General features: G+C 73.0%; 24 protein-coding genes and 1 pseudogene. 13 read left to right on the top strand and 12 right to left on the bottom strand.

The window, feature by feature from the left end; all coding sequences use genetic code 11:
- Nucleotides 1-105: 105 nt before the first annotated feature.
- Complete coding sequence (locus ACH45E_RS04825; RefSeq protein ID WP_361451201.1) at nucleotides 106-960, bottom strand: GNAT family N-acetyltransferase; 855 nt, start codon at nucleotides 958-960, stop codon at nucleotides 106-108.
- A gap of 266 nt (nucleotides 961-1,226) precedes the next feature.
- On the opposite strand from ACH45E_RS04825, the gene ACH45E_RS04820 reads away from it, so the two are divergent.
- Nucleotides 1,227-1,526, top strand: coding sequence for a hypothetical protein (locus tag ACH45E_RS04820; protein ID WP_361451204.1), 300 nt, complete (start codon nucleotides 1,227-1,229; stop codon nucleotides 1,524-1,526).
- Between the two features lie 79 nt (nucleotides 1,527-1,605).
- On the opposite strand, the gene ACH45E_RS04815 is transcribed toward ACH45E_RS04820, so the two are convergent.
- Entirely contained in the window at nucleotides 1,606-2,079 is a 474-nt protein-coding gene (locus tag ACH45E_RS04815) for a carboxymuconolactone decarboxylase family protein (protein ID WP_361451207.1), read from the bottom strand.
- Between the two features lie 251 nt (nucleotides 2,080-2,330).
- On the opposite strand from ACH45E_RS04815, the gene ACH45E_RS04810 reads away from it, so the two are divergent.
- The 4 genes from ACH45E_RS04810 (at nucleotide 2,331) to ACH45E_RS04795 (ending at nucleotide 6,944) form a co-directional block, all read left to right on the top strand.
- Complete coding sequence (locus tag ACH45E_RS04810) at nucleotides 2,331-2,933, top strand: DUF3455 domain-containing protein (RefSeq protein WP_361451210.1); 603 nt, start codon at nucleotides 2,331-2,333, stop codon at nucleotides 2,931-2,933.
- Nucleotides 2,934-2,974: 41 nt separating this feature from the next.
- Entirely contained in the window at nucleotides 2,975-4,240 is a 1,266-nt protein-coding gene (locus tag ACH45E_RS04805; RefSeq protein WP_361451213.1) for a glycosyltransferase family 4 protein, read from the top strand.
- Nucleotides 4,237-5,070: a transferase gene (locus ACH45E_RS04800; protein ID WP_361451216.1), complete on the top strand. Its 834-nt coding sequence runs from the start codon at nucleotides 4,237-4,239 to the stop codon at nucleotides 5,068-5,070. Before ACH45E_RS04805 ends, ACH45E_RS04800 begins: the two co-directional genes overlap by 4 nt.
- A gap of 65 nt (nucleotides 5,071-5,135) precedes the next feature.
- Entirely contained in the window at nucleotides 5,136-6,944 is a 1,809-nt protein-coding gene (locus ACH45E_RS04795; protein ID WP_361451219.1) for a hypothetical protein, read from the top strand.
- Between the two features lie 14 nt (nucleotides 6,945-6,958).
- Here ACH45E_RS04795 and ACH45E_RS04790 read toward each other — a convergent pair whose 3' ends face one another.
- The 3 genes from ACH45E_RS04790 to rpmG form a co-directional block, all read right to left on the bottom strand.
- On the bottom strand, nucleotides 6,959-8,164 hold the full coding sequence (locus ACH45E_RS04790) for an MFS transporter (protein ID WP_361451222.1): 1,206 nt from the start codon (nucleotides 8,162-8,164) through the stop codon (nucleotides 6,959-6,961).
- A 77-nt stretch (nucleotides 8,165-8,241) separates the two neighbouring features.
- The gene (locus ACH45E_RS04785) at nucleotides 8,242-8,706 is read right to left on the bottom strand and encodes an MSMEG_6728 family protein (RefSeq protein WP_361451225.1); all 465 of its coding nucleotides are present in this window, start codon (nucleotides 8,704-8,706) and stop codon (nucleotides 8,242-8,244) included.
- Nucleotides 8,707-8,816: 110 nt separating this feature from the next.
- Nucleotides 8,817-8,981 carry a 50S ribosomal protein L33 gene (gene rpmG / locus ACH45E_RS04780; RefSeq protein WP_361451228.1) on the bottom strand — a complete coding sequence of 55 codons (165 nt, stop codon included), beginning with the start codon at nucleotides 8,979-8,981 and terminating at the stop codon, nucleotides 8,817-8,819.
- Between the two features lie 201 nt (nucleotides 8,982-9,182).
- Between rpmG and ACH45E_RS04775 the strand changes: the two genes are divergently transcribed.
- A complete protein-coding gene (locus ACH45E_RS04775; RefSeq protein WP_361451231.1) occupies nucleotides 9,183-10,397 on the top strand; it encodes an acyltransferase in 1,215 nt (404 codons plus the stop codon).
- Between the two features lie 18 nt (nucleotides 10,398-10,415).
- On the opposite strand, the gene ACH45E_RS04770 is transcribed toward ACH45E_RS04775, so the two are convergent.
- Nucleotides 10,416-11,333: an SGNH/GDSL hydrolase family protein gene (locus ACH45E_RS04770; protein ID WP_361451234.1), complete on the bottom strand. Its 918-nt coding sequence runs from the start codon at nucleotides 11,331-11,333 to the stop codon at nucleotides 10,416-10,418.
- Nucleotides 11,334-11,452: 119 nt separating this feature from the next.
- Here ACH45E_RS04770 and ACH45E_RS04765 point away from each other — a divergent pair.
- Nucleotides 11,453-11,794, top strand: a pseudogene (locus ACH45E_RS04765) (amidohydrolase); the annotation flags it as partial.
- A gap of 36 nt (nucleotides 11,795-11,830) precedes the next feature.
- On the opposite strand, the gene ACH45E_RS04760 reads toward ACH45E_RS04765, so the two are convergent.
- Nucleotides 11,831-12,190: a helix-turn-helix domain-containing protein gene (locus ACH45E_RS04760; RefSeq protein WP_361451237.1), complete on the bottom strand. Its 360-nt coding sequence runs from the start codon at nucleotides 12,188-12,190 to the stop codon at nucleotides 11,831-11,833.
- Between the two features lie 124 nt (nucleotides 12,191-12,314).
- Here ACH45E_RS04760 and ACH45E_RS04755 point away from each other — a divergent pair, with 124 nt between their 5' ends.
- A complete protein-coding gene (locus ACH45E_RS04755; protein ID WP_361451240.1) occupies nucleotides 12,315-12,968 on the top strand; it encodes an NAD(P)H-dependent oxidoreductase in 654 nt (217 codons plus the stop codon).
- A gap of 65 nt (nucleotides 12,969-13,033) precedes the next feature.
- Here ACH45E_RS04755 and ACH45E_RS04750 read toward each other — a convergent pair whose 3' ends face one another.
- Both ACH45E_RS04750 and ACH45E_RS04745 read right to left on the bottom strand, forming a co-directional pair.
- A complete protein-coding gene (locus ACH45E_RS04750; protein WP_361451243.1) occupies nucleotides 13,034-13,300 on the bottom strand; it encodes a hypothetical protein in 267 nt (88 codons plus the stop codon).
- A gap of 52 nt (nucleotides 13,301-13,352) precedes the next feature.
- On the bottom strand, nucleotides 13,353-17,810 hold the full coding sequence (locus ACH45E_RS04745; protein WP_361451246.1) for a cation-translocating P-type ATPase: 4,458 nt from the start codon (nucleotides 17,808-17,810) through the stop codon (nucleotides 13,353-13,355).
- A gap of 174 nt (nucleotides 17,811-17,984) precedes the next feature.
- On the opposite strand from ACH45E_RS04745, the gene ACH45E_RS04740 reads away from it, so the two are divergent.
- Nucleotides 17,985-18,158 carry a CsbD family protein gene (locus ACH45E_RS04740; protein ID WP_361451249.1) on the top strand — a complete coding sequence of 58 codons (174 nt, stop codon included), beginning with the start codon at nucleotides 17,985-17,987 and terminating at the stop codon, nucleotides 18,156-18,158.
- A 141-nt stretch (nucleotides 18,159-18,299) separates the two neighbouring features.
- Here ACH45E_RS04740 and ACH45E_RS04735 read toward each other — a convergent pair whose 3' ends face one another.
- The 3 genes from ACH45E_RS04735 to ACH45E_RS04725 all read right to left on the bottom strand — a co-directional run bounded on the left by ACH45E_RS04735 (nucleotide 18,300) and on the right by ACH45E_RS04725 (nucleotide 21,062).
- Nucleotides 18,300-19,466 carry an FAD-dependent oxidoreductase gene (locus ACH45E_RS04735; protein ID WP_361451252.1) on the bottom strand — a complete coding sequence of 389 codons (1,167 nt, stop codon included), beginning with the start codon at nucleotides 19,464-19,466 and terminating at the stop codon, nucleotides 18,300-18,302.
- Nucleotides 19,467-19,534: 68 nt separating this feature from the next.
- A complete protein-coding gene (locus ACH45E_RS04730) occupies nucleotides 19,535-20,284 on the bottom strand; it encodes a restriction endonuclease (protein WP_361451255.1) in 750 nt (249 codons plus the stop codon).
- Nucleotides 20,285-20,396: 112 nt separating this feature from the next.
- A complete protein-coding gene (locus ACH45E_RS04725; RefSeq protein WP_361451258.1) occupies nucleotides 20,397-21,062 on the bottom strand; it encodes an SDR family NAD(P)-dependent oxidoreductase in 666 nt (221 codons plus the stop codon).
- A 121-nt stretch (nucleotides 21,063-21,183) separates the two neighbouring features.
- Between ACH45E_RS04725 and ACH45E_RS04720 the strand changes: the two genes are divergently transcribed.
- From ACH45E_RS04720 to ACH45E_RS04705, 4 genes are all read left to right on the top strand, one after another.
- Nucleotides 21,184-21,744 carry a hypothetical protein gene (locus ACH45E_RS04720; RefSeq protein WP_361451261.1) on the top strand — a complete coding sequence of 187 codons (561 nt, stop codon included), beginning with the start codon at nucleotides 21,184-21,186 and terminating at the stop codon, nucleotides 21,742-21,744.
- A gap of 5 nt (nucleotides 21,745-21,749) precedes the next feature.
- On the top strand, nucleotides 21,750-22,142 hold the full coding sequence (locus ACH45E_RS04715) for a DUF6153 family protein (RefSeq protein ID WP_361451264.1): 393 nt from the start codon (nucleotides 21,750-21,752) through the stop codon (nucleotides 22,140-22,142).
- Nucleotides 22,143-22,247: 105 nt separating this feature from the next.
- Nucleotides 22,248-22,910 (top strand): DUF305 domain-containing protein, encoded by a 663-nt coding sequence (locus ACH45E_RS04710; protein WP_361451267.1) that lies wholly within the window; start codon nucleotides 22,248-22,250, stop codon nucleotides 22,908-22,910.
- 198 nt (nucleotides 22,911-23,108) lie between these two features.
- Nucleotides 23,109-24,230 (top strand): serine/threonine-protein kinase, encoded by a 1,122-nt coding sequence (locus ACH45E_RS04705; RefSeq protein ID WP_361451270.1) that lies wholly within the window; start codon nucleotides 23,109-23,111, stop codon nucleotides 24,228-24,230.
- Nucleotides 24,231-24,286 lie beyond the last annotated feature (56 nt).

The following is a 24,286-nucleotide window of genomic DNA, read 5'->3' as shown; positions in this document are numbered from 1 at the left end:
CACCCCAGTGGATTGAATCGTTTCAATCGATCCGAACGCCGGAACGTTAAGCCGCTGGTTCGGACGGGGTCAAGATGTCGGCGGCGGTCCGCGCGCCGGACGCGACTACGACCGTGCGGGCTGATCGGCGATCAGAAGAGTGGTGCCTGCGGGCCGGAAGCCCAGGCGGGCGTAGATACGGGCCACGCTGTCGTCCGCGTAGGCGAGGAAGACCGTGCGCACCCCGTGGTCGCGGGCGTGGGTGGCCAGAGCCGCGGCGACGGCGGCGGCCAGACCCTGGCGGCGAGCGCTGGGGAGAGTGCCGATACCGCCGATCTCGGTGGTGCCGTCCGCCGGGTGGTAGTGGCCTGCGGCGAGCGGGGTGCCGTCGGGGCCGAGGGCGGCTATGAGTGTCTTGTGCCCGGCCCGCAGGGACGGGCGGATCGTCTCGACCGTGCCCTCCGCGGTCAGTTCCGCTGCCTGCGCGGACAGTTCGACTCTGCCCCCCGAGGCCAGGGCCGTACCCGCCCGGGCAAAGGCCAGTCTGGGCAGTGCGAGGGTCATGGGCAGGGCCGGGTCCTCGGCCGTCAGCGCATGGAGCCGCACGCCCTCCGGCAGGGGCTGCGGCGGTATCGCGTGGCGCGGGTCGAGGGCCATCAGCGGGCGTTCCGCCACCGGCAGGCCCGCGCCCTCGATCCGGGAGCGCAATGCCGGCGCAGCCTCGGCGAGCCACTCGAAGGCTTCCGGGACGCCGAGCTCCCGCTGCCGGGCGCGTACCCGGGCGATGTCCGCGCCGGTCACCGACGAGGCGCCCTCCGCGGTGGGTTGAGCATGGCTCGGGCCGCCGTAGTACGGGGTTCCCGGTTCCTTGCGTACGAACAGCCGCAGCGGGCCGAAGTCTTCGGCGTCGGCGAACAGCAGGGGCACGGTGGCGTAGTACCGCTCGATACGGTCCCGCAGCGCGTCACTCATGATCCGCATCCCACCACGGTGACGCGGTGCGCCGCATCCGGAAAACCCTCGTCACCGAAATCCCAGGCGTACAAGGCCCGTTCACGGATGCGGCTGGATATCGTTGCGGGCATGGACATCTCGCGATCGAGGGGACCGGCGGGCTTCAGGTAGCCGCCAGGAGATACCTGGCGGTGACTACCTACGGAGTCCCCGTGGCACGCACCGCCCATCACGTTCCCGCCGCGCACAGCCGGAAGGGAGACGGCCAACGGCCATGGAGCCCTTTTCGTTCCGTGGTTCTGTACGACCTCAGGTACAGCGCCCGCAGCCTCACCGATGCGGCACGGGAGTCCAGGAGGCCTCATCCGCGCAAGGTCCGCCGCAAGGTGGACTTCTACTCGTTCAACCGGCACGGTCACGACCGTTTCGTCGCGTGGTATTCCACGATCCAGGAACGCCGGGCACGACAGCGGCTGCGGACCCAGGTCGGGGTTCTTCTGCGGCTGGTGAACTCTCCCGCCGGTGAACTCGCCCTCGACGCGGTGGATGTAGCACCGGCGCGTCACCGGCGCGACTCACTGGAGCTCTCGTAGTCCTGGGCGGCGTCTTCGGTGGCCCCAGTGTCGACACGGCGGTCAACCGGGCTGCCGGATGACCGCCTTCCCGTCCGGCTTATCCGAACTGGCCGGGCTGGTAGTCGCCGGCGGGCTGCTGGACGATGACGTTCAGCCGGTTGTAGGCGTTGATGAGGGCGATGAGGGAGACGAGGGCGGCGAGCTGGTCCTCGTCGTAGTGCTTGGCGGCGTTCGCCCAGGCCTCGTCGGAGACGCCGCCGGCCGCGTCGGCGATGCGGGTGCCCTGCTCGGTCAGCTCCAGTGCGGCGCGCTCGGCGTCGGTGAAGACCTTGGCCTCGCGCCAGGCCGCGACCAGGTTGAGGCGGACCGAGGTCTCCCCGGCGTGGGCGGCGTCCTTGGTGTGCATGTCGGTGCAGAAGCCGCAGCCGTTGATCTGGCTGGCGCGGATCTTCACCAGTTCCTGTGTCGCGGCAGGCAGCGTCGACTCCGACACCGCCTTGCCCGCCGAGTTGATGTACCGCAGGAACTTGGCCGCGACCGGGTTGCCGAAGTGGTTCAAGCGAGCTTCCATGACGGACTCCTGTGTGCGGTTGCCGATGTGTACACCTCTCTGACGGGACGGCCCGGCAGGATGTGACAGCCCTGAATGTGGTGTGGGTCACGTTCTACTGGGGCGGGGTGAGCCCGCCGGCGGCACACCGGACCGACGCGCCGTTGAACACGCTGTGCGTCCGGTCCGTACCGTCCCGTGCACGCGTCAGTCAGCACGTCAATCACTCAGCAGCCGCCACCGGCAGCCACGATTCCCGGAGTCGATCCCGCATGATGCTCACCCAACGCGCCGCACTCATGACCGGAAGCCTCGCCACAGCGGCCGCGGCGGTCCTGGGGGCCGCCACGGTCGGTCACGCCGCCGACCACGCGCCGGCCCCCGCCTCCGCCGACGCCCACAGAACAGCGATCCCCCCGCAGTTGCGCGTGCCCGACGGCAACAAGCGGATCGCCGCGCTCGACGCACGGGGCGTGCAGACCTATACCTGCGCCGACGGCTCCTGGACCTTCCTCGAACCCGCCGCCACCCTCTGGAAGGAGCACGACCCGCGGCACCGCCCCATCGCCCTGCACAGCAAGGGCCCGGTCTGGATCTCCACCGTCGACGGCAGCGCGGTCAACGCCTCGGCCGTCCCCGGTGCAAACGTCCCGCACCCGGACGCGGTGCCGGAACTGCTGCTCAAGGCCACGGCCACCCGCGGCGACGGCATGTTCGACTCCGTCTCCTACATCCAGCGCCTCCACACCGAGGGAGGCCTCGCACCGACGGGATCCTGCACGGGCAACAGCCAGATCGGCGTCCCCTACTCGGCCACGTACCTCTTCTACGCGCCCTCGGACAACAAGTCCGGCACCGGCATCACGAAGCGGTAACAAGGCGCAACCCTAGGAAAGTTGGCTAGGTCTAGGCCGCCATGAAGATCTCTTTCCTGCTGCACAACGCCTACGGGATCGGAGGCACGATCACCACCACCTTCAACCTGGCGCAGGCGCTGGCGGACCGGCACGAAGTGGAGATCGTCTCCGTGTTCCGGCACCTGGAGCGGCCGCACTCCGCCCTGGACCCGAGGGTGTCGCTGCGGCCGCTCGTGGACCTCCGGAAGGAGAAGGAGCATCCCCAGCAGCTGAGACCGGCGCGAGTCTTTCCCCGCTCCGAGTACCGGTACAAGCAGTACAGCGAGTTGACGGACGAACGCATCGGCGCCTGTCTCGCCGCGAGCGACGCCGATGTGGTGATCGGCACCCGGCCGGGCCTCAACGTGCATCTCGCGCTCCAGGCACCCGGCCACGTGGCACGCGTCGGGCAGGAGCACCTGACCCTGGACAACCACTCGCCGCAGCTGCGCACCGCGCTGCGCCGGGCCTACCCGCGGCTCGACGTGCTCACCACCGTGTCCGAGGCGGACGCCGCCGCGTACCGGCGGCAGATGCTGCTGCCCGGCGTGCACGTGGAGAACCTCCCCAACAGCGTGCCGGATCCCACCCTCCCGACCGCGGACGGCAACGCCAAGGTGGTCGTCGCGGCCGGCCGGCTGGTCCCGGTGAAGCGCTACGACCTCCTCATCGAGGCCTTCGCGGTGGTCGCCGCCGAGCACCCCGACTGGCAGCTGCGCATCTACGGCAAGGGTGAGCAGCACGACCGGCTGCGGCAGCTCATCATGGAGCTGGGGCTGTGGAACAACGTCCACCTGATGGGCCCTGCCGCCCCCATGGAGGCGGAGTGGGTCAAGGGTTCGATCGGCGCGGCCGCCTCCGACTTCGAGCCGTTCGGCATGACGATCGTCGAGGCGATGCGCTGCGGTCTGCCGGTGGTGAGCACCGACTGCCCCCACGGACCCGGTGAGATCATCAAGGACGGCGTCGACGGCCGGCTGGTGCCGGTGGGGGACCGTGACGCCCTGGGCGCCGCCCTGCTGGAACTCGTACGCGACGACGAGCGGCGTCGCCGGGCCGGCCGGGCGGCCATGGAGAACGCGCGGCGGTACGCCCCCGGCCCCGTGCTCGAGCAGGCCGAGCGCCTGTTGACCGAGGCGGTCGCGGCCCGGCGGGCGGGACACCCGGTCGCCCGGGAACGCGCTCACCTGGGCCGCGTCCTGGCCAGCCGGGGTTTCGCCGCCCGCGACGCCGCGAGAGTCGCGGCGAACGGCGTCATGCGCAGGGTACGGAAGGCAGGACGATGAGCACGGAACAGAACGCACAGCCACGCGTCGCCTGCACGGTCGGCGCGGACGGCCGGATCACCTTCGACCTGCCGCTGCCGCCGGCCGAGGGACAGCAACTGCTCCTGCGGCTCCGCCCCAAGAAGGGACAGCCCGAGACGACCCGGCACGTCCTCGGCCTCGAGCCCTCCGGCCCCGGCCTGCGCGCCACGCTGGAACCACGGACCGTACTCGCGGAGGGCCGCTGGGACGTGTACCTGCTGCCGGACCCGGAGTCCCCGCGGATCCGGCTGCGCCCGGGCCTGCGCGACCTGCGGGCCCTCGTCGACGGACACCTGCGTGAGGGGCCGTCACCGCTCGCCGTCCGGGTCCCCTACGTCACCAAGGACGGCTATCTCGCCGTGCGCGCCTGGCTGCGTCCCGCCCACGCCGAAGCCGGCCCAGTCGACGTCACGGACCGGTCGACGACGGTCGCCGCACGCCTGCACGGCGCCGCCCTCCTGGAGGGGGCGGTGGTCCACCTGCGCCTGCGGGGCGAGGACGACACCGTACGCACTCTTCGACCGCGGCCCGGAGACGACGACCGAAGCCTGTCCTTCACCCTCGACCACGAGGAGCTCGCCGCCGGCGCGAGCACCGGCAGTGGCGTCTGGGACGTCTTCGTCCGCCCGGCGGCCGAGGCACCTCTCATCCGGTTGGCCCGCCTCCTGGACGACGTGGCGGACCGCAAGGAGGTGTTCGTCTATCCGCCGGCCACGGTCGGGGACGCGGTGGTGCGTTCCTACTACACGGTCGACAACGACTTCTCCGTGAAGGTGGCGAAGGCCGGTCGCCCGGCGGCCCAGGCGTGAGATCGACGCGGGTCGGGTAGCCATGCGGTGCTTCACTGGCGCTGGGCCGAAGGGGGAGACGGGCGGTGTCGGACGAGAGGCCGCCGGATGCCTGGGAGCCGCACGAGCGCCGTCTCTGGGAGGCGTACCGGCGGGGCGAGTGGTGCGACGACGTGCCGGAAGTGCGCGCCGAGGTCGTACGGTGGCTGCTCGTCGCCGCGCCCCGGCCGGTGCCGGGGAGCCTCGCCCGTCTGCGTTTACGGGGAACACGCATCACCGGGCGGCTCGATCTCGCCGAGGCGGACGTCCGGTGCGCGATACGCCTGTGGTCCTGCCGGCTGGATGAGGCGCCCTGCTTCGACGGCGGGCACTTCAATGCCCTGGAGACGAGGGACTGCGCCCTGCCCGGACTCACCGCGGTGGGCGCCCGGATCGATCAGGAATGCGTGCTCGCGGACTGCGCGATCGACGGCACGCTCGATCTGCGGTCCCTGAGCGTGGGCACACGGCTGTCACTGAACCGCTCGCGGACGGTGGCCTCGGACGGGCGGCCCGCGATCGACGCCGAGTCGCTCTCCGTCGACGAGGGTTTCTCGGCGGCCGGCCTGGAATGCACCGGACCGGTCCGGCTCACCAGCGCCCAGATCCGGGACGCGCTCACCCTGCGCGGCGCGCGGATCCGCGAGGGCGGCATCGACCTCTACGGCGCCTCCATCGGCGGAACGCTGCACCTGGAGGAGAGCACCCTGACCGGCAGGGGCGAGGGACGCGGTGAGCCCGCGTTGCAGTTGCTGTGCGCCACGGTCGGCGGTGACATCCAGGCGGGCCGCGGGCTGGTGGTGCGGGGGTGTGTCGACCTGAGGGACACGACGGTGCGCGGCAGTGTCGTGCTGAAGAGGGCCCGGCTGAACCACCCGGAGGGCACGGCGCTCACCGCCGAGCGGCTGCACGTCGGCGGCACGCTCAACTGCCGCGGCGGGTTCGTCGCGCAGGGCACCGTGGACCTCTGCGACGCCCGGATCGGCGGTTCGGTCCTCTTCGAGGGCGCGGATCTGACCGGCCTCGCGGGACCGGCGTTGCGCGCCAACGGCATAGAGGTGGGGGCCGAGTTCAACTGCTGCGACGGGATGACCGCGCACGGCCGGGTCTCGCTCAGCAGCGTCACCGTACGCGCCAAGCTCTGCTTCAAGGACGCCCTGTTCGACGTTCCGAGCGGCACCACCGCGCTGACCTGCCGCCGCTCCACGGCCTCCGAACTCGCGCTCCAGCCCCGCGAAGCCCCCGTCGGCACCGTCGACCTCAGGCACACCCGGGTCGGTGTGCTGCGGGACGACCCGGCGAGCTGGCCGCGGTCCCTGCTCCTCGAAGGCCTCGTGTACGACAGCGTCCACCCCACGCTGCCCGGCGACGACCGGCTGCCCTGGCTGGACCGGGACCCCACCGGTTTCGCCCTGCAGCCGTACGAGCAACTGGCGGCCACCTACCGGCAGCACGGCCGGGACGCAGACGCCCGTACGGTGCTGCTGGCCGAGCAGCGCCGCATCCGCACCACGCTCACCTGGCCCGCCCGCGTCTGGAGCGTCGTGCAGGACGTCACCGTCGGCTACGGCTACCGGCCGGCCCGCGCGGCGTGGCTCCTGGCCGCGCTGTTCGCGGCCGGCACCGCCGTCTTCGCCACCTGGCCGCCGCAGTTCACCGGCGACGGCGCACGGCCCGGCTTCCAGCCCGCCATATACACCCTGGATCTGCTGCTGCCCGTCGTCGACTTCGGGCAGGAACCGGCGTTCACGGCCCGCGGCGCCGCGCAATGGGCGGCCGTCGTGCTCGTCAGCGCGGGCTGGCTCCTCGCCACCACCGCCGCGGCGGGCGCGAACAGAGTCCTGCGCAGGAGCTGACCCCGGCCGGCGCGTCACAGAGCCTGTGGGGGGCGGCGCCAGACGTGGATACCCACGGCCGCGACGAGCAGGACCGCGCAGCACGCGAACACCATCCCGGCGTCGCGTACCCCCAGGGTCACAGCGAGGGCGCCCACTCCGACGACGGGCAGCGAGATCCCCACGTAGGCGACGACGAAGAACGCGGAGATGGTGGCGCCCCGGTGCTCCTGGGGGGCCGCGGTGCTCACCGCGGTCAGACCGGCGCGGAAGGCCATGCCCTGCCCCACACCGCCCGTCGCCGCCCCCGCCAGCAGCACCGGCAGGGACGTCAGGAGCAGCGAGGCGCCGACGAGGAGGAGGCCGACGACGAGTACCAGGCAGCCCCAGGTGAGGGCTCGCCGGGCGCCGACGCGCCCCATGAGGAGCTGCCCGCAGGTGGAGGCGCAGAACACGCAGAAGACGACGGCACCGACCACCGCCAGGTTGTGCTCACCCAGCGTCTCGGCGAGGAAGGCGGGGGCCACGGCCGTGAACAGGCCGAGCAGGGAGAAACCCGCGAAGGCGGCGAGGGCACTGGACGGGAAGACGCCCCGCACCTCGGGTGGCACCGTCATGCCCTGCGGCCGCAGCGGAGGCCGGGGGCCGGGGTGGCGTACGGTCTCGGGCAGCAGGCAGGTGACCACCATGGCGACCGCCAGCAGCGCGAGATGGACGACGAAGGGCAGTGTGAGCGGCCAGGGCGCGTACTCGGCCAGGAAGCCGGAGAGCAGGGGGCCGAGGCCAAGGCCGCCCATGTTGGCCGCGGTCGCCGCCAGACCGGCCCTTGCGCGCAGTCCCGGCGGGGCCAGGTCGAGGACGGTCGCGGTGGCCGTGCCGCTCAACAGCCCCGCGGAGAAGCCGGACAGCACCCGGCCCGTGTACAGCAGCGGCAGCCCGCCCTCGAACAGGAAGCAGAGCGCGCTGAGCGCGGACAGCCCGAGCGCGGCCATCAGCACCGGGCGCCGCCCGAGCACGTCGGAGAAGCCGCCGGCGACCAGCAGTGCGGTGATGACGCCCACCGCGTAGACGGCGAACACCACCGTCACGATCAGTTCGGAGAACCCGATCCGCTCCCGGTACAGCCCGTACAGCGGCGTCGGCAGGGTGGTGCCCAGCATGCCGACGGCGAAGACGCCGGCCGCGGACTTGTACCCCGGCCGGCGCCCCCGGTGATGAGGCTCGGCGTCACTTCTGACCACACCTCACCATAGGCATCCGGCAGTCCGGCGCGAGGTGACGTGGCGCGGCGGCACGGCAGCTGGCCGCCGGGCCCGTCTCACTCGCGGTCCGAGGCCGGCCAGACGTAGGGCAGGTCGTCGGGCACGCCGGGGAACAACGCCGCGTACGTGGCCGGGTCCTTGCGCACCAGCGCCGAGCGGTGGCTGCGGTGGACGTCCTCGTCGCCGAGCCAGCACGGCAGTTCCCCGGCCGCCGCCAGCTCCTCCTGGCCGCGCACCGGCGCTCGGGGGCGGACCGCGGCGAGATCGGCGACCAGGGTGGCCGCACAGGTGTCCTGGTGGCCCTGTTCGCGCCAGACCCGGCAGACCTCCAGGCCGTAGCGGACCAGCGCCTCCTCGTAGCCGGTCCACATCCGTACGGCGGGATGCCGGCGCCAGCCGTAGCCCGGCACGGTCAGCCCGCGCAGCACCTGCACCGCCTCGACCCGTTGCTTGCCCAGCCGACGGCGGTCCAGGGCCCGCGCCGACTCGGTGAAGTCGGCGTAGGGCAGAAACGTCTGCATACGGGCTCCCTGCTCCGGTGTCCCCGGAGCCACCTTGCCGGTGCTGGAGCGGAGGGGCATCCGCAGAGCCGCCCAGGGCCCGGCTCAGCCCTGGGCGGCTCGTGCGTGGTTCAGCGTTCCTCGCGGAACAGGACGTGCTTCTGGGCCGTGGGGTCGTACTTGCGCAGTACGAGCCGGTCGGGGTCGTTGAGGCGGTTCTTGCGGGTCACGTAGGTGACACCGGTTCCGGCCGTCGACTTCAACCTGACGACGGGGCGCGCGGTGTTGCGGGCCATGAGGTCCTCCTTGCCTTCACCACACACTCGATCTTGATCCGAGCATGTCAGCAATAGGCCTCAACCACGGGCTTCCGGGTGGAATTCCCGCCTTCTGGTTCGGCAGCGGTGTGATGTTTCGCACGGGGACGGAATGAAGGGTTCCGAATGGGCAACGTTCCCTTTCATGCCCCGCGCGATCCTCCCCCGGCAGGTGACTCCATGACAACGGCGACCACGGCGACCCGGACGCCGCCCGCCACCGCCGCCGGGGCCACCAGACCCGGTACGAAGATCCCACCGTCCGCCGCGCCCGCCTCGATGACCTCGCTGCCCTCACTCACCGGGCTGCGCTGGATGGCGGCGCTGCTGGTCTTCGGGCTGCACGTGCACAACTTCGGCTACTTCGGCGGCACCGGCGGCAGCGTCATGACGTGGGCGTTCGGGGCCGGGGCCAGCGGGGTGTCCTTCTTCTTCGTGCTGTCCGGATTCGTACTGACGTGGTCCGCACGTCCGAACGACCGAGCGCTCGGCTTCTGGTGGCGGCGCATCGCCCGCGTCTACCCCGTGCACCTGGTCACCGTCGCGATCGCGCTGCTCATGGCCTGGACGCCGGTCCATCTGCCGAGGCCCACGCTGCGCCAGGGACTGGCCGACGTGCTGCTGGTGCACTCGTGGTGGCGCCCGTGGTGGCAAACGCTGAACCCGGTCAGCTGGTCCCTCGCCTGCGAAGCATTCTTCTACGCCGCCTTCCCGCTGCTGGCCCTCCTGCTGCGCCGTCTCGGCGCCCGGGGATCGGCGGCCCTCGCCGGGGCATCGGTACTGGCGGTGATGGCGCTCGCCCATACCGAGACGCACCACTGGTTCAGCCAGCCGATCAGTTCCTTCCCCGCCGCCCGCCTGCCCGAGTTCGTCCTGGGCGCCGCGACCGCCCGCCTGGTGCTGCTCGGCCGGTGGCGCGGGCCCGGTCTGGAGGCCTCGCTCGCGCTGGCGATCATCGGCTACTTCTTCGTCCCGCAGGTCACCGCCGGCTATTCGGCGACCGTCTGCACCATCATCGGCTTCGCCCTGCTCATCCCGGCGGCTGCCGTCGCCGACGTACAGGGGCTGCCGTCGCTGTGGCGGCACCGACGGCTGGTGCGGCTGGGGGAACTGTCGTTCGCCTTCTACATGGTCCATCTCCTGGTGATCCGGACCGGAACCGTCCTCCTCGGCAAGTCCCCGCGGTTCGGCCTGCCGACGGCCGTGACCGTCACCGCCATCGCGTTCACCGTGTCCCTCGCACTGTCCTGGGTCCTTTACGAGGCGGTGGAACGCCCGGCGCGACGACTGCTCCTGCGCAGGAGCCGTTCCGCAGCGGCCCGGCGGCCGGCGCCGGACACCGCGTCACCGTCCACGCCGGCCGCGCCGGCCGCGCCGGCCGCCGCGAGCGACTGAATCACCGAGTCGGACCACTCAACGGTGCCCGTGCCCCTGGTCCAGACGTGCCAGTACGGCACGGGCCATGACGTCCTCGCCCTTGGCGTTCGGATGCGCGGGGGCGGCGGGCGAGGCCGGCTGGAGCGGTTCGATCCAGCGGTCCTCGGGCGCCTTGCACATGTCGTGGCCGCGCGTGGGACCGTAGGTGTCGACGTACTCGGCGTGGTTCCACGCCGCCACCATGCGCAGCATCAGGTTGAGCCGTTTGCCGGTGTCCCGCAGATAGGGGAAGTCCTTCGCCCCGAACGGGACGGAGGGGAAGCAGCCGCTGCCGTCGTCGGGGAGGAGGTCCGGGTAGCCGACGACGACCACCCGCGCGTGCGGGGCCCTGGCGCGCACGGCCCGCAGCACACGGTCGATCTTCGGTGCGGTGCGCACGATGGTCACCGCCAGCTGGTCGACCCCGGAGGAGCCGTAGTAGCGCTCGCACGGGTCCCCCGCCGGGTCCTGGGAGCCGAGGCGGGCGCAGGTCTGGATGATCGAGCCGAAGCCGATGTCGTTGCCGCCGATCTGGACCGTGACCAGGTCGGTGTCCCGTCGCAGCGCGTTCAGCTGCGGGGCGTTGGAACCCTGCGACTTCCACATGTTCTCGGTCGTCGCCCCGCTGCAGCTGACGTCCTTGAACGCCGTCACGCGTCGCTCCGCCGCCACGATGGAGGGGTAGTTGTGGTCGGAGCGCGCGCAGTTCGCGTCCACCTGCCGCGGGATGAGGGGACCCGAGGTGTAGGAGTCGCCGAGCGACACGTACTGCGTGCCGTGACCGTGCCCGCCGGCTCCGCCTGCCGCCGCGGGCGTTGTGGAGGCGGCGACGAGAGCACACCCGCCGAGCGCCGCTCCCAGCGCCACCGCCCGCCGCCGTCGCGCCGCCCCGCCCGGATATGTGCCGTCCGCCATCGGATTCCTCCCCCTGGTGCCTACGCACGTTCGACGGGGCCCTGTATACCGTCCGGTAGGTCGGCGAAGCCAGAGGCGGGAACCCACTATTGAGTTCTGGTCAGCAAGTCAGCTCACTCCGCAACGACCATTTCCGGGACAGCGACGTGCTCTCGGACCGGTTCGCCGGGCACCTGTCCCGGGCGGGGATCGCGCTCGCTCCACCCGTGCCCGGCGTGTATCTGGGGTCGTCGGACATCGGCAACGTCAGTACACGGGTGCCCGCCATCCACCCGTTCGTCGCGATCATGGACGAGGACGGATCGGACCACACCGTCGAGTTCGCCGAGGCCGCCGCCTCGGCGAGGGCCCGGGAGGTACTGCTCGCCTCGACGGAGGCACTGGCGTGCACCGCCGCGGACCTCCTGTTGTGCCCGGAACTGCGCGAGGAGGCGTGGGAGCGGCACAGGCTCCAAGGGTGAGGCGGTCCGGCGCCGGTCGCTCGGCCCGGCCGGTGTTCAGTCGGAGCAGGGCGCGGAGCAGTCCGTCTCGGGCAGGTGCTCCTCCGACCAGACGGCCAGTTGCTTCAAGGCCGGCTCGAGGGCCGAGCCTGCCTCGGTCAACCGGTACGAGACCCGCAGCGGCGGACCCTCGTCCACCTCGCGCACGACGAGTCCGGCGGCGCCGAGTTCGGTCAGCCGGTCGGAGAGCATGCGCTCGCTGAGGCCGGGGATGGCGCGGCGCAGGTCGGAGAAGTGCACCGGGTGCTCCATCAGCACCGCGACGATCATGCCGGTCCAGCGCTTGCCGAGCAGTGAGAACACGCGCGTGATCGCGCTGTCGACCTTCTTGCAGGGCTCTGCGTCGTGCTCCCTCATGACACCCAGTCTACTATGACCTTCATTGGAGCTGAGAAAAAGTAAGCCCCTGTGTTATTACTAGGTACGTACGGAACGGCCGCCCGGTCTCGTTCCCTTCACACGCCCTTTTCTGGAGATCACCATGGCAACGCTGCTGCATCTGGACTCGTCCCTCTGGCCCGAGGCCGCTTCCTCCTCCCGCTCGGTCACGGCCGCCTTCCGCAAGGCGTGGGAAGAGCAGCACCCGGACGGCACCGTGATCCACCGCGACCTGAACACCCACCCGGTTCCGCATCTCGACGGCCTGGCCGCGTCCGCCGGTTTCGCCGACCCGGCCGATCACACCCCTGAGCAGGCGGCGGCCTTCGCCGAGCGGCTGAAGCTGATCGAGGAGCTGGAGACCGCGGACGCCGTCGTCATCGGCGCCCCGATGTACAACTTCACGATCCCGTCGACGCTGAAGGCGTGGCTCGACCAGGTGATCCTCGTGGGCCGCACGGCGATGGTCGAGGAGTCCCCGCTGAAGGGCACTCCGGTGTACATCGTGGCCAGCCGCGGCGGTTCCTACGCTCCCGGCACCCCGCGCGAGGGCTACGAGTACGTCCAGAACCTGCTGGGCGCGGTCCTCGGCGACATGCTGGGCATGGAGGTCGACTTCATCGTTCCCGAGCTCACCCTGGCGCACTCCAACCCGGCGATGGCAGAACTGATCCCGCTCGCCGATGCCTCCAAGGCCCAGGCGCACGAGGACGCCGCCACCAAGGGCAAGACGGCCGCGCTGAAGGCAACCGCCTGACACGCACGGGCCACGGCCCGTCGTCACATTCCCGTCCGGCCCCCGTCCGGTCACCGGCTTCGGTCTCAGGGCAGGTCGCCGTGCCAGTCGTAACGGGTGCCGTCGTGCGGCCGGGGGGCGTACAGGGTGCGGCCGCCCGGGCCGTAGCGGCCTATCTCCGTCATGAGCGCCACCGGCTCCCCCGGTGCCCGGCCGAGGCGGTCGGTGACGTCGAGCAGCAGGCCGTCCAGCGGGCCGCCGACGAGTTGGGCATAGGCGTGGTCGGGCCGGGGACCGGCGTCGTCGTGGTCGGCACCGTACACCCGGCCTCGCATGAACTCCTGCTCATCCATGCCGGGCAGCCTCGCATCCGGCACTGACAACCACCCGGCGGACGGGACGGTACTACCTCGCCGGGGCGGCCGCGGGGGGCGGGCCCGGGCGGGCGACGGCCTGGTCGAGCGCCTCCCAGGCCCGTCGCACCATGTCCACGACCCGCTGCGGCGCCGACGCGACCGGTTCCTCGGGCCGGCCGGACGACCGCCACCACCGCAGCACGGCCCGTTCCACCTGCGGCAGCGCCCGCTGCCCGGTCACCGCGAGCGCGATGGCCCCGACCACACCCGCCCAGCTGAACGGGCCGAGCGGGGTGCAGCCGAAGACGTGGCTGACACCGGGGGTCTGCACCAGCGCCACGAGGGCCGCCGCGGAGCCGAGGGCCGTGAACCGGACCAGCGGGCTGTCCCGGCGGTCGGCGAGGGTCTGGGCCAGCTGGGTGCCGACCACGGCGCACAGGGCCATGGTGGTGGAGCGGCGGGCCGTGCCCGCGGTGAAGCGGCCGATCAGCCAGGCGGTGGTCGCGCCCAGGCAGGTGGTCAGGGCGCGGTGCCGGATCTGCCGCATCAGCGGCCTGCCGAGCAGCGAGGTGACGAGCTGTTCGTCGGGTGCCGCCGTCGCCTCCTCTTCCCGGTCCTCCTCGTGCGGGGTGACCGCCACCGCCATCGCGGGGAACAGGTCGGTGAAGAGGTTCACCAGCAGCATCTGGCGGGTGGAGAGCGGGGCCGCGCCGGCCAGCAGGCTGCCGAGGATGCCGAAGCTCACCTCGCCCGCGTTGCCGCCGATCAGGATGGCGATGGCATCGGCGACGCAGCGCCACAGCGCCCGCCCCTCGGCCACCGCGTCGGTCAGCACGGCCAGGTCGCCGTAGGTCAGGACGATGTCGGCGGCGTTACGCGCCGCGGCCGAGCCACGGGCCTCGATGCCGACGCCGATGTCGGCGGCGCGGATCGCCGCGGCGTCGTTGGCACCGTCGCCGACCATGCCGACCACCCGGCCGGCGTCCCGCAGCGCCTCGATGACCAGGAGCTTCTGCTCGGGCGCGACCCGGGCGACGACATCCGCGTCGCGCAGGAGCCGGGCCCGCCGCGAGCGGTCGGCGTCGGCCAGCTCGTCGCCGGTGACGACCGCGGTGTCCGCGGGCCAGCCCAGCTCGATCGCGATCGCCCGGGCGGTCTGCGGGTGGTCGCCGGTGAGCATCACCGGCCGTACACCGGTCTGCCGCAGTTCCTGGACCAGGGCGCGGGAGTTCTCCCTGGGCACATCGGACAGCGCCAGCAGACCCGTGAAGCGGAGCCCCTCCAGCGGGCGGTCGAGGACGTCCGCGTCGTCCTCGTTTGCCGCCAGCGGGCGGTGGCCCACCGCCAGGACCCGCAGCGCCTCGCCGGTCAGCGCGTGGGCCGCCGCCAAGGCCTCGGAGGGCAGGCCGGCGCAGGCCGGCAGCACGGTCTCCGGCGCGCCCTTGACCACCAGCACGCGGGCTCCGTCCGCACCGTGGCCCACGGCCGCGGCGTAACCGCGTCCGGGTTCGAAGGGGCGGCCCTCGGTCTGCACCCAGTCCGGGTCGGGCCCGGCCGCGTCCAGCACCGCCTCGTCGGTGGCGTGGGCGGGCTTGTGCTCCCCGTCGCCGTTCCCCCGGGGGCAGGCCCGCGCGGCGACCCGTACGGTCTCGGCGGACTCGGGGCTCGCGACCGTACGGACCGTGCCCCGGGCGTCGGCCACCCGCACCAGGCGCAGCCGGTTCTCGGTGAGCGTGCCGGTCTTGTCGAAGCAGAGCGTGTCCATGCGGCCCAGCGCCTCCAGCGTGCGCGGGGTACGGACCAGGACGCCCCGCCGGCTGAGCCGCCGGGCGGCGGCGAGCTGGGCCACCGTGGCCACCAGCGGCAGCCCCTCGGGGACGGCGGCGACGGCCACCGCGACCCCGCCGCTGACAGCTCGGCGGATCGGAGCGCCGCGCAGCAGGGACAGCCCCGTCACCGCGGCGCCGCCCGCGAGCGTCAGGGGCAGGGCCTTGCGGGTGATCTCCTGGAGCCTGGCCTGGACCCCGCCGGCCGGTGGCTTGCGGGCCGCGAGGTGGACGGCCCGGGCCGCCTCGGTGCGGGCACCGGTGTGCACCACGACCGCCTGGGCGTGTCCGGCGACCACGGTCGTGCCCTCGAAGACCATGGAACGGCGGTCGGCGACGGCTGCGCGCGGAGTGGGTTCGGTGTGTTTGTCGACCGGCAGGGACTCGCCGGTCAGCGCGGACTCGTCCACCTCCAGCCCGTCCTCCCAGACCAGACGGGCGTCGGCGGGTACGACGTCGTCGGCGGTGAGCTCGATGGTGTCGCCGGGGCGCAGTTCGGCCGCGTCCACGGTCCGCGCCTCGTCATTGCCCCGCGGTTCTTCCCGGGGCTCTTCCGACGGCTCCCCCGGGGGCTGCTGCCCGGCGCGGCTGAGGCGCGCCTTCTGCTGCTGTTCGGCCAGCAGGCCGGACAGGGCGCGCTCCGCCCGCAGCCGTTGGACACCGCCGATCGTGGCGTTCAGGTCGAGCGCCCCGACGACCAGCAGGGCGTCCACGGCGGAGCCGAGGATCGCCGAGGCGGCGGAACCGACCGCGAGCACCGGGGTGAGCGGATCGTCGAGTTCGCCCCGCACGGCCCGGCCGAGCTGCACCGCCCAGCGCGCCGGGGCGGACGCGGGGCCGATCACGGGGTGCTCGCGGGCGGCTTCCGCGAGGCCGCGCACCCGGCCGGTCGTCCGCTCGACGGCGGTGGGCCGCGCCGCGATCTCCCGCGCCAGCCGGTCGTGGACCTCGTCGATCTCCAGGGCGTGCCATGCGATGCGCGGGCGGGGTTGCGGAGGGGCGGCCGTGCCCACGCGGAGGGCCGCGCGCGCTCCGCTCAGCAGCGCGGCGGCGGCGCCCACGTCGACCGGCGCGTGCCGCAGGCCGGGCAGCGGTGAGCCCTTGGGTTTCCGGGACTCGCCGACGGCCACCAGCAGACCGGACAGGACGGCACCGGAGCGGGCCAGGGTCTGCGACCTGCGGCCCACCGCCCGGGCGGCCGGGACGGCGGTCAGCAGCCGCCAGACATCGGTCAGACCGTGCGCGGCCAGCACGTCCGCGCCCCAGACGACGGCCCCGTCGCGGTCGGTGAGGGCGACGGCCAGGTCGCCGCCGAGCAGCCCGGCGAGCACGTCGGTCTCGTGGGCCGAGGTGGGCCGGGCGACCGTGATGACGGTGTCGCCCCGTTCGCGCAGCTCGCGCACCACCTCGTCCCACGGCCGGTCCCCCTCGACCACCCGGTCGGCGAGCCCGGCGAGGTCGCTCAGGGCCGGGTCCTCGGTCATCACCACATTCAGCCTGGCGTGCCGCGCCGCGTCGAGCACGGCCTCGCCCCACGGGTCCGGGCCGCCGTCCGGTGCGCGCAGCGCCCCGGCGTGCAGTACCAGCGTGTCCGCGGTCTCCAGTTCCCGCAGCCGCGCGGTCTCCCGCACCAGCACGCCCTGCCGGGCCAGGGCGGCGCTGAGGACGGCGTGGAAGGCGCCGGGGCCGTAGCGGGCGGCCTTGGGCGAGCCGGCCAGTACCGCCTCGGCCGCCTCGTTCACGTCGTGTTTGACCAGTTCGGTCACCACGGCTCCGAGCACGCTGCCGATGGAGGCGTGGGCGGCGTACTCCTGGTACGGGACGGTCCGCAGCGGCGGGCGGGGGCAGTGACCGGCGGGCACGCTCACCCGCCCGGGCCCGGACAGCAGGTCGTGATCGGCGTCGAACGCCGCCGCGCGCGCCATGCGCTCCGCGAGCTGGCAGGAGCGCAGCGTCCCGTCGAGCACCAGGGCGGTCGGCGAGCGGTCGGCGGCGTGGGTGACCGCGTTGGCGGCGGCGAGCAGCAGGTCCATCCGGGCGAGGCCGACACGGCCCGCCAGCCAGGAGCGGAAGCGCGGGTTCTCGCGCAGCAGCGTGACCCCGGCGGTCACCGCCCGGGCCGAGCGGGGCAGCGGCACCGAGGAGGCGGTGAACCCGACGACGGCGCCGATGACGTCGACCGCGAGGGTCGCCGCCGCGAGCCGTACGCCGCCCGGGTCGCCGGGGTGGGAGTACTCCTCCGGCTCGTCCTCCATGAAGACCAGGCCATGGCGTTCGGCGAGCCCCGCGGCGTGTTCGACCACCCCGTCGGTGAGCTCCTCCTCGGCCGCGGTGACCACCAGCCGTCCCAGACCGCCGTCCCAGTACGCGAGGACCACGTCGGGATGTTCGGCCAGTGCCTCGGCCACCTTCTCGGCCGCCCTGGCCACCGGCCGGGCCTGCTCGGGGTCGGCCGGGCGCAGCGCGAGGTGGGCCCGCGCGCCCGACCGCCACTGGCCGGCCCTGCCCGGCATGGCGTTCCGTACGACCCGTGCGACCCGCACCGTGGTGTCGGCGCCGCGCACACCCGCCCGCGCGGTCGCCGTGGCGGCCCCGGCGACCAGGCCCGCCACGGGCGCGGCCCCGCTTGCCAGCAGCCGGGATCCGGCCGCTGCGAGCCCGGCCGCTTTCGAGGGACGCATCACTCCCGCAAGCCGCATCTCGCTCCCTCAGTCACAGCTCCCATTCTGGCCCCCGAGTTCCCGCGTCGCCTGGTCATCACTTCCGGGCCGGTGAACGGCCGACGTTTACGTCACCCACGGGCGGTCACCCGACGTGGTGACCCCCGACGTCGAGTGCGACTGGGAGTGAGCAAGGTGGCTGGAGAGCAGAAGGCCAAGGCCAAGATGGAACAGGCCAAGGGCAAGACGAAGGAAGCCATCGGCCGGGCTACGGACGACGAGGGCCTGGCGGCCGAGGGCCGGACCAAGAAGTCGAAGGGCGACCTGCGCCAGGCGAAGGAGAAGGCCAAGGACGCCTTCAAGCGCTGAGCAGGGCTACGCCCCCGGAGAGGTCCCCGTTCACGGAACGGGGACCTCTCCGTACTCGTAGCGTCCGCCGTACGGCTGACGAGATCTGACCTGGCGACCATGACGGGTCGACCGTCCCGGCGGATGAGGGGCGGCCACGGGTCACCGGCCGGCAGCCGTGCGGATGTCGGTGTCCCAGTCGAGCAGGCGGGCCAGTTCGTCGTCGCCGGGGCGGGGCGTCGGTCGGCCCCGGCCGGTGCCGGAGCCGGCTCGGGTGCTGCGGGACAGCTGTCCGCTGACGGTGATGTTGTGCTCGACGCGGGGGCGGCGGCATGTCTCGTAGACGGAGAACGCGGTCCGCGTATCGGGCGTGTCCCGCAGGGACTTGGCGAGGACGACGGCGTCCTCCAGGGCCATCGAGGCCCCCTGCCCGGTGGCCGGGGAGGCGGCGTGCGCGGCGTCGCCGATGATCAGGGACCGTCCCGCGTGCCAGACGGTGCCGAGCGGCAACTCGGTGGCGTTGGTGACCATGACGCGGCCGGTGGAGGCCGCGACGATGTCCGCGGCGGGCGTGGCGTCCTTGCGCAGCAGGGGGACGAGCCGGTCACGCCAGGCTGTCGGTGTGGCGTGGGCGAGTTCGTCGGCGGGCAGCGGTTCGCCGGCGACGCGGGCGAACCAGTACGTCTCCCCCTCGGGCGAGACCGCGTAGCCGAAGGCGGCCTCGGTGCCGCGCACCATGGTGATGTGGCCGGTGCCGTCGGCCGACGGCCCGCCGCCGGTGTAGCCGTAGAACACGCGCTGGCCCGCGTAACCGGGGCGCACGCCTGGGGCGATCAGCCGGCGGGCGGTCGAGTTCAGCCCGTCCGCGCCGACGAGCAGGTCGCCCGTCGCCGTGCTGCCGTCGGAGAAGCGCGCGGTGACCCCGTCCCGGCCGTCGTCGACGGACAGCAGCCGGGTGCCGTGGGTCAGGGCGATGCCCCGGCGTACCGCCTCGGCCTGGAGGGCGGCGTTCAACTCGCCTCGGCGCAGGCACCGGTAGCGCAGGGCCGGGTCGTCGGCCTCGCCCAGGGGCGCGTGCGCCAACTCTGTGCCTTGGCTGTCCAGTAAGCGCATCGAGGTCAGCGGAAACCCGATCGCCGTGACGGCGTCCGTGGCGTCGAGCTGTGCCAGGGCGCGCATGCCGTTGCTCGCCAGGGTCAGGAACGCCCCGATGTCCTCGGCCGTGTCGGGGTGCGCCTCGAACACGCCGACGTCCAGGCCCGCCTTGTGCAGGGCCAGCGCGACCGCGGTGCCCGCGATCCCACCGCCGATCACCAGGACTCGTGTCATGTCCAACTCCCTGTCGTATGTGGGCCGATCAGTTTCCCGTGCGGCGTGTGCGGTTCGCCACCGCGCGCTTACGCCCAGGGTCGAGGTCCCGTGGTGTCGTGCCACGCCAGCAGGGACTGTCCGTCCACGCAGACGATCCCGCACAGTTCGGCGTACTCGGCAGCCGGCGCGGTGAAGTCGCTGGTGGTGACGACGATCGCGACGTCGGCGTCATGGACGGTGAAACAGGTGCCGCCGAAGCGCTGGAGTTCCTCCGAGCCGACCCGATGGGTGTCGCCGTACCGCTTGCACTGGATGACGGCGCGCCGCCCGTCCGGGGCCACGGCCAGGATGTCGGCACCGAGGTCCCCGGCTCCGCCGACGACCTCCACCTGTGAGCATCCGTCCCGTTCGCACAGGGCGGCTATCGCCTGTTCGAACTCGTCGGCGTCCAGGGCGTCGTAGTCCATGGCGTCGTAGTCCATGGCGTCGTAGTCCATGGCGTCGTAGTCCATGACGCCGCCTTCGTCCTGCGGCGGCTCCAGCGCCTCCACGGCCGTGCGTGTCGCCGCGTCGAGGGCGGCGGCGGCCCGGTGCGCGGCCCGCCGGGCGGTCCACCGGCGCCGCCCGCGTCGCAGTGCCACCGCGCAGGCCGCGGCGAGGAGACACAGGAGAGCGATCCAGACCGGCCGGCGTTCGAAGGCGGCGGCCACCGCGCGGGCGGTGAGGCCGAGGACGCACAGGAGCAGGGCGAGAAGGCCGAAGTAGAGCGCCGTCGCGCGCAGGCTGAACGGGCGTCGGCGGGTGTTCTGGGGCAGGCGGCGGGTGGGCGTGGTCACGGCGGCGAGGCTCCCCCCCTCTGACGGATGTGAAGATCACCTCTACCGTCTGCCCAAGATCGCATCGTTCAGCGGGACCGCGCCGCTCGCCGGGCTAGGGGAGTCGCCGGATTCAGGGGTCCAGGTCGTCGGCGAAGTGCCGGAACCCGTGCCGGTCCTGGTGCAGGGACCACAGCACGTCCGCGAGCACGTCCGGGTCCTTGCGGCGGTGACCGGGGACGATCGCACCGGGGATGATCAGCTGTGCGACGTGAATGCCCTCGGCGGCGAGTCTGTCGTGCAGCAGATGGCCGTACGCGCTCTCCGCGGCGAACGCGATCGACGTGCCCGCCCGTTCGGGGTGCGGAACGACGGCGGTGCCGCCGTTGACGAACAGGATCGTGCCGCGACCCAGGGCACGCATGCCGGGCAGCACCTGCTGGACGGCGGCGACCGGACCGTAGACCGAGAACTCGACCGGGCCGATCAGATCGGTGTGCGTGGTAGCCAGCACGGGACGCATGAAGTCCCGCTGCGGGACCGGGCTGTACTGCAGGATCTCGATCGGGCCGGCGGCCGCGGCCGCCGCGCCCAGAGCGGCCGCGAGGGCCTGCGGGTCGCGCACGTCGGCGGCGAAACCGCGCGCGCCGACCCCGTCGGCGGCGAGTTCACCGGCGAGGGCGTCAAGGCGGTCCTGGTCACGGGCGATCAGAGCGACGCCGTACCCCTCCCGCCCGAACCGGCGCGCGACGGCCGCCCCCAGCCCCGGGCCGGCTCCGACGAGGGCGAGCGCGGTCATGAGGCGGCCGTCGGGGTGGTAGGCCTGGGAGTCACGGTCACGGGTTCGCCTCCCGATCTCGATGCGGCTGGTGCGCTGAGTAGTCTGCCGCCTGGTACATGTGATCGACCAGGGGGGCCGTGTGGGCAGGCGAGGTGTGCTGGGGCGCGGGATGCGTGTCGGCATGGTGATGGCGGGCGCGCCGGGCCTTCCGTGGGCGGCGCTCGCCCTGGCGGTGGCGGTGGTGGAGTTCACGACCGGCGGGGACACCGAGTTCGCCACGCGTGATCTCCGGTACTGCGGGCTGCTCGTAGCGGGCAGCGTGGTGGCCGGTGTGTTCATGGGCTCGGTCCTCGGAGGAGGGCTGGCCCTCGCGTCCCGCGTCCTCGTCCGGCCCTGGCAGCTCGCCCTCGTGGGCGCCCTGCTCGGCGGCCTCGCCTTCGTCCCCGAGTTCGCGGTCGTCGCGGAGGGCACGGACGGGGGCCCCGCGGAGATCGCGGTGACCTTCCTGGTGTGGCCGGTGATGACGGCGGTGGCCGCCGCGCACAGCTCGGACATCGCGGGGCTGACCCGGACACGGGCGTGGCTGTGGGGCCGGGTCGTCGGCCGACGGCGCGGTACGCCCGGTCACGGCGACCACGAACACGAACAGGAACGCGATCACGATCACGATCACGATCACGATCACGATCACCTAGGATGATCCCGATGACGAGTCCGGAGCAGCCTTCCGAGCGACCGCCCGTGCGGCGGTCCTGGGCGCTGCTCGTACTCGCGCTGCTGGCCGGCCTCATGGCCATGCACGCCCTGGCCCCCGGCGGCGGCCTCCACGACGACCATGCCCAGGTGCGGCACACGACGGTCACGGTGGCATCGCACGACGGCTGTGCCGGTGACGACTGCGGCGGAGGCCACCTCCAGCACGCCGACTCCGTCTGCAAGGCGGCGGCGGTGAGCGGCGGGCCGGCGCTGCCCGCTCTCGTACCCGACCCGGCGGCCGTCCCCGACCGCGCCGAAGCCGTGCGCTCGCACGCCGCCCGGACTCCCGACGGCGCCCGCGCCCCGCCCTCCCTGGCCGAACTCCAACTCCTGCGGATCTAGACACCGCCCGCACCGCGCCGACCGCCCAACGACACACCGGGCAGCACACCAGGCGCGGCGCGCCCCGGCATGCCCAGATCCCTTACGCACCACAGGAGTTCCCTCATGCGCAACACCCGTACCCGCACCCGTCGCGCCGCCCTCGCGGCCACGGCCGTCACCGCCGCACTCGTCCTCGCCGCCTGCGGCAACGACAGCGACACCACCGGCAGCGACCAGCAGGGCCACGGCTCCACCTCGTCGTCGGCGGGCGCCACCGCCGGGGCGGGCGCCCACAACGCCCAGGACGTCTCCTTCGCCCAGGGCATGATCCCCCACCACCAGCAGGCCCTGGAGATGGCCCGGCTCGCCGCCGACCGGGCGTCCTCCGCCAAGGTCAAGGACCTCGCCGCGCGCATCGAGAAGGCCCAGGACCCGGAGATCAGGACCATGAGCGGCTGGCTGAAGTCCTGGGACGAGAAGGTGCCGACGTCCGGCAGTTCGATGGGCTCGATGCCGGGCATGGACCCCTCCGCCCACGCCGGAATGGCCGGAATGGCCGGAATGATGGATGACAAGGACATGGAGAAGCTGGAGAAGGCGTCCGGCACCGGCTTCGACACCATGTTCCTGACCATGATGGTCAAGCACCACCAGGGCGCCGTCGAGATGGCCACGACCGAGAAGACCAAGGGCCGGTACGGCGCCGCCACGGCCATGGCCGACGACATCGTCACCGGGCAGACCGCCGAGATCACCGAGATGAACAAGCTCCTCGGCAAGAGCTGACGCCTCCCGGCGGAGGGGGGCCGGCGGTCGCGCCGCTCCCCTCCGCCCCGGCCCCCGTGCCCCCACCTGGGCGGATCGGGGAAACGGCCCTCCCGGAGCCGCTACGCTTGGCTCGCCGCAGCACCTACACCCCTGCCTACGTGGGGAGTTGAGGCGAGGGGCGGTCGAGATTTCGGACGGCAAGAGGGTGGGACACAGGTGCTGACAGCGGGCCGATACCGGTTGCAGGACGCGATCGGGCGAGGCGCCATGGGGGAGGTCTGGCGGGCCTTCGACGAGATACTGGGCAGACCCGTGGCGGTGAAGTTGCTGCTGCCCCAGAGCACCGACCCCACCGCCACTTCCCGCTTCCATCTGGAGGCGCGGACCGCCGGTTCCCTCAACCACCCGAACGTGGTCGGCGTACTCGACTTCGGTGAGCACGAGCGCGGTCTGTTCCTGGTGATGGAACTGGTCCAGGGCGACAGCCTCGCCCGGCTGCTCGCCACCTCCGGGCCCCTGCCCGCCGCGCACGTCGCCCGGATGGCCGCCGAGGCGGCCGCCGGGCTCGCCGCCGCCCACCGGCAGGGCATCGTGCACCGCGACATCAAGCCCGCCAACCTCCTGCTGGACGCCGACGGCACGCTGAAGATCGGCGACTTCGGCATCGCCCGCTTCTTCGCCGACCCCGGCGCCGCCCTCACCGCCACCGGGCAGATCGTCGGCACCAGCCTCTACCTCGCACCGGAACGCGCCCTGGGCAAGCCCGCCGGCCCGGCCTCCGACGTGTACTCGCTGGGCTGTGTGCTCTACCAGCTCCTCACCGGCCGTCCGCCCTTCCAGGGGGACAGCCCGCTGATGATCCTGCACCAGCACCTGGACGCCACTCCGGTGCCACCCCGCGCACTCGGCGTCGAACTGCCCCCCGCCTTCGAGGACTACCTGCTCGGACTCCTCGCCAAGCGGCCCGAGGACCGGCCGGCGGCCGAGGAGGTGGCGGACTGGTTCGGGCGCGGCGCCTGGCGCGGGACGGCGCAGCCCCTGCCGCAGGAACTGCCCGGCCAGAACCGCGGGGCCGCCGCCGGGGGCCCGCTCGGGCCGCGGATCCCCGCCCCGCGGGCCGCCGCACCGGCCGCGCGGGGTGCCGGCCCGCGGATGCCCTCCGCCGCCACCGCGGACCGTCCCGGCCCGGCGGCGGACACGGAGTGGCGTACGTCGGTGCACCGGGCCGCCGCGCAGCGCTCCCGCCCGTCCTTCCTGAGCCGCTCCCGGGTGCTCGTCCTGCTGGGCTGCGCCGCCCTGTTCGTCGCCGCCTTGCTCGCCGGCATGACCTGGTCCTAGCCGTCCGGAGCAGCGCCGCTCGGAACACGGGGTGTGTCGACCGGCGCATCGGGGGG

Source organism: Streptomyces sp. NPDC020299, assembly GCF_044387825.1.
In the GTDB taxonomy this organism is placed as follows: Bacteria; Actinomycetota; Actinomycetes; order Streptomycetales; family Streptomycetaceae; genus Streptomyces.
This window is presented reverse-complemented; position numbering and strand designations above follow the sequence as displayed.

What these genes read in the sequence shown, in the direction of transcription:
- ACH45E_RS04715 (WP_361451264.1), top strand. Translation starts at nt 21,750, where the DNA reads ATGACGAGTCCGGAGCAGCCTTCCGAGCGACCGCCCGTGCGGCGGTCC.
- ACH45E_RS04770 (WP_361451234.1), bottom strand. Translation starts at nt 11,333, where the DNA reads ATGGCGGACGGCACATATCCGGGCGGGGCGGCGCGACGGCGGCGGGCG.
- ACH45E_RS04750 (WP_361451243.1), bottom strand. Translation starts at nt 13,300, where the DNA reads ATGGATGAGCAGGAGTTCATGCGAGGCCGGGTGTACGGTGCCGACCAC.
- ACH45E_RS04775 (WP_361451231.1), top strand. Translation starts at nt 9,183, where the DNA reads ATGACAACGGCGACCACGGCGACCCGGACGCCGCCCGCCACCGCCGCC.
- ACH45E_RS04710 (WP_361451267.1), top strand. Translation starts at nt 22,248, where the DNA reads ATGCGCAACACCCGTACCCGCACCCGTCGCGCCGCCCTCGCGGCCACG.
- ACH45E_RS04745 (WP_361451246.1), bottom strand. Translation starts at nt 17,810, where the DNA reads ATGCGTCCCTCGAAAGCGGCCGGGCTCGCAGCGGCCGGATCCCGGCTG.
- ACH45E_RS04800 (WP_361451216.1), top strand. Translation starts at nt 4,237, where the DNA reads ATGAGCACGGAACAGAACGCACAGCCACGCGTCGCCTGCACGGTCGGC.
- ACH45E_RS04815 (WP_361451207.1), bottom strand. Translation starts at nt 2,079, where the DNA reads ATGGAAGCTCGCTTGAACCACTTCGGCAACCCGGTCGCGGCCAAGTTC.
- rpmG (WP_361451228.1), bottom strand. Translation starts at nt 8,981, where the DNA reads ATGGCCCGCAACACCGCGCGCCCCGTCGTCAGGTTGAAGTCGACGGCC.
- ACH45E_RS04785 (WP_361451225.1), bottom strand. Translation starts at nt 8,706, where the DNA reads ATGCAGACGTTTCTGCCCTACGCCGACTTCACCGAGTCGGCGCGGGCC.
- ACH45E_RS04760 (WP_361451237.1), bottom strand. Translation starts at nt 12,190, where the DNA reads ATGAGGGAGCACGACGCAGAGCCCTGCAAGAAGGTCGACAGCGCGATC.
- ACH45E_RS04810 (WP_361451210.1), top strand. Translation starts at nt 2,331, where the DNA reads ATGATGCTCACCCAACGCGCCGCACTCATGACCGGAAGCCTCGCCACA.
- ACH45E_RS04825 (WP_361451201.1), bottom strand. Translation starts at nt 960, where the DNA reads ATGCGGATCATGAGTGACGCGCTGCGGGACCGTATCGAGCGGTACTAC.
- ACH45E_RS04725 (WP_361451258.1), bottom strand. Translation starts at nt 21,062, where the DNA reads ATGACCGCGCTCGCCCTCGTCGGAGCCGGCCCGGGGCTGGGGGCGGCC.
- ACH45E_RS04735 (WP_361451252.1), bottom strand. Translation starts at nt 19,466, where the DNA reads ATGACACGAGTCCTGGTGATCGGCGGTGGGATCGCGGGCACCGCGGTC.
- ACH45E_RS04805 (WP_361451213.1), top strand. Translation starts at nt 2,975, where the DNA reads ATGAAGATCTCTTTCCTGCTGCACAACGCCTACGGGATCGGAGGCACG.
- ACH45E_RS04755 (WP_361451240.1), top strand. Translation starts at nt 12,315, where the DNA reads ATGGCAACGCTGCTGCATCTGGACTCGTCCCTCTGGCCCGAGGCCGCT.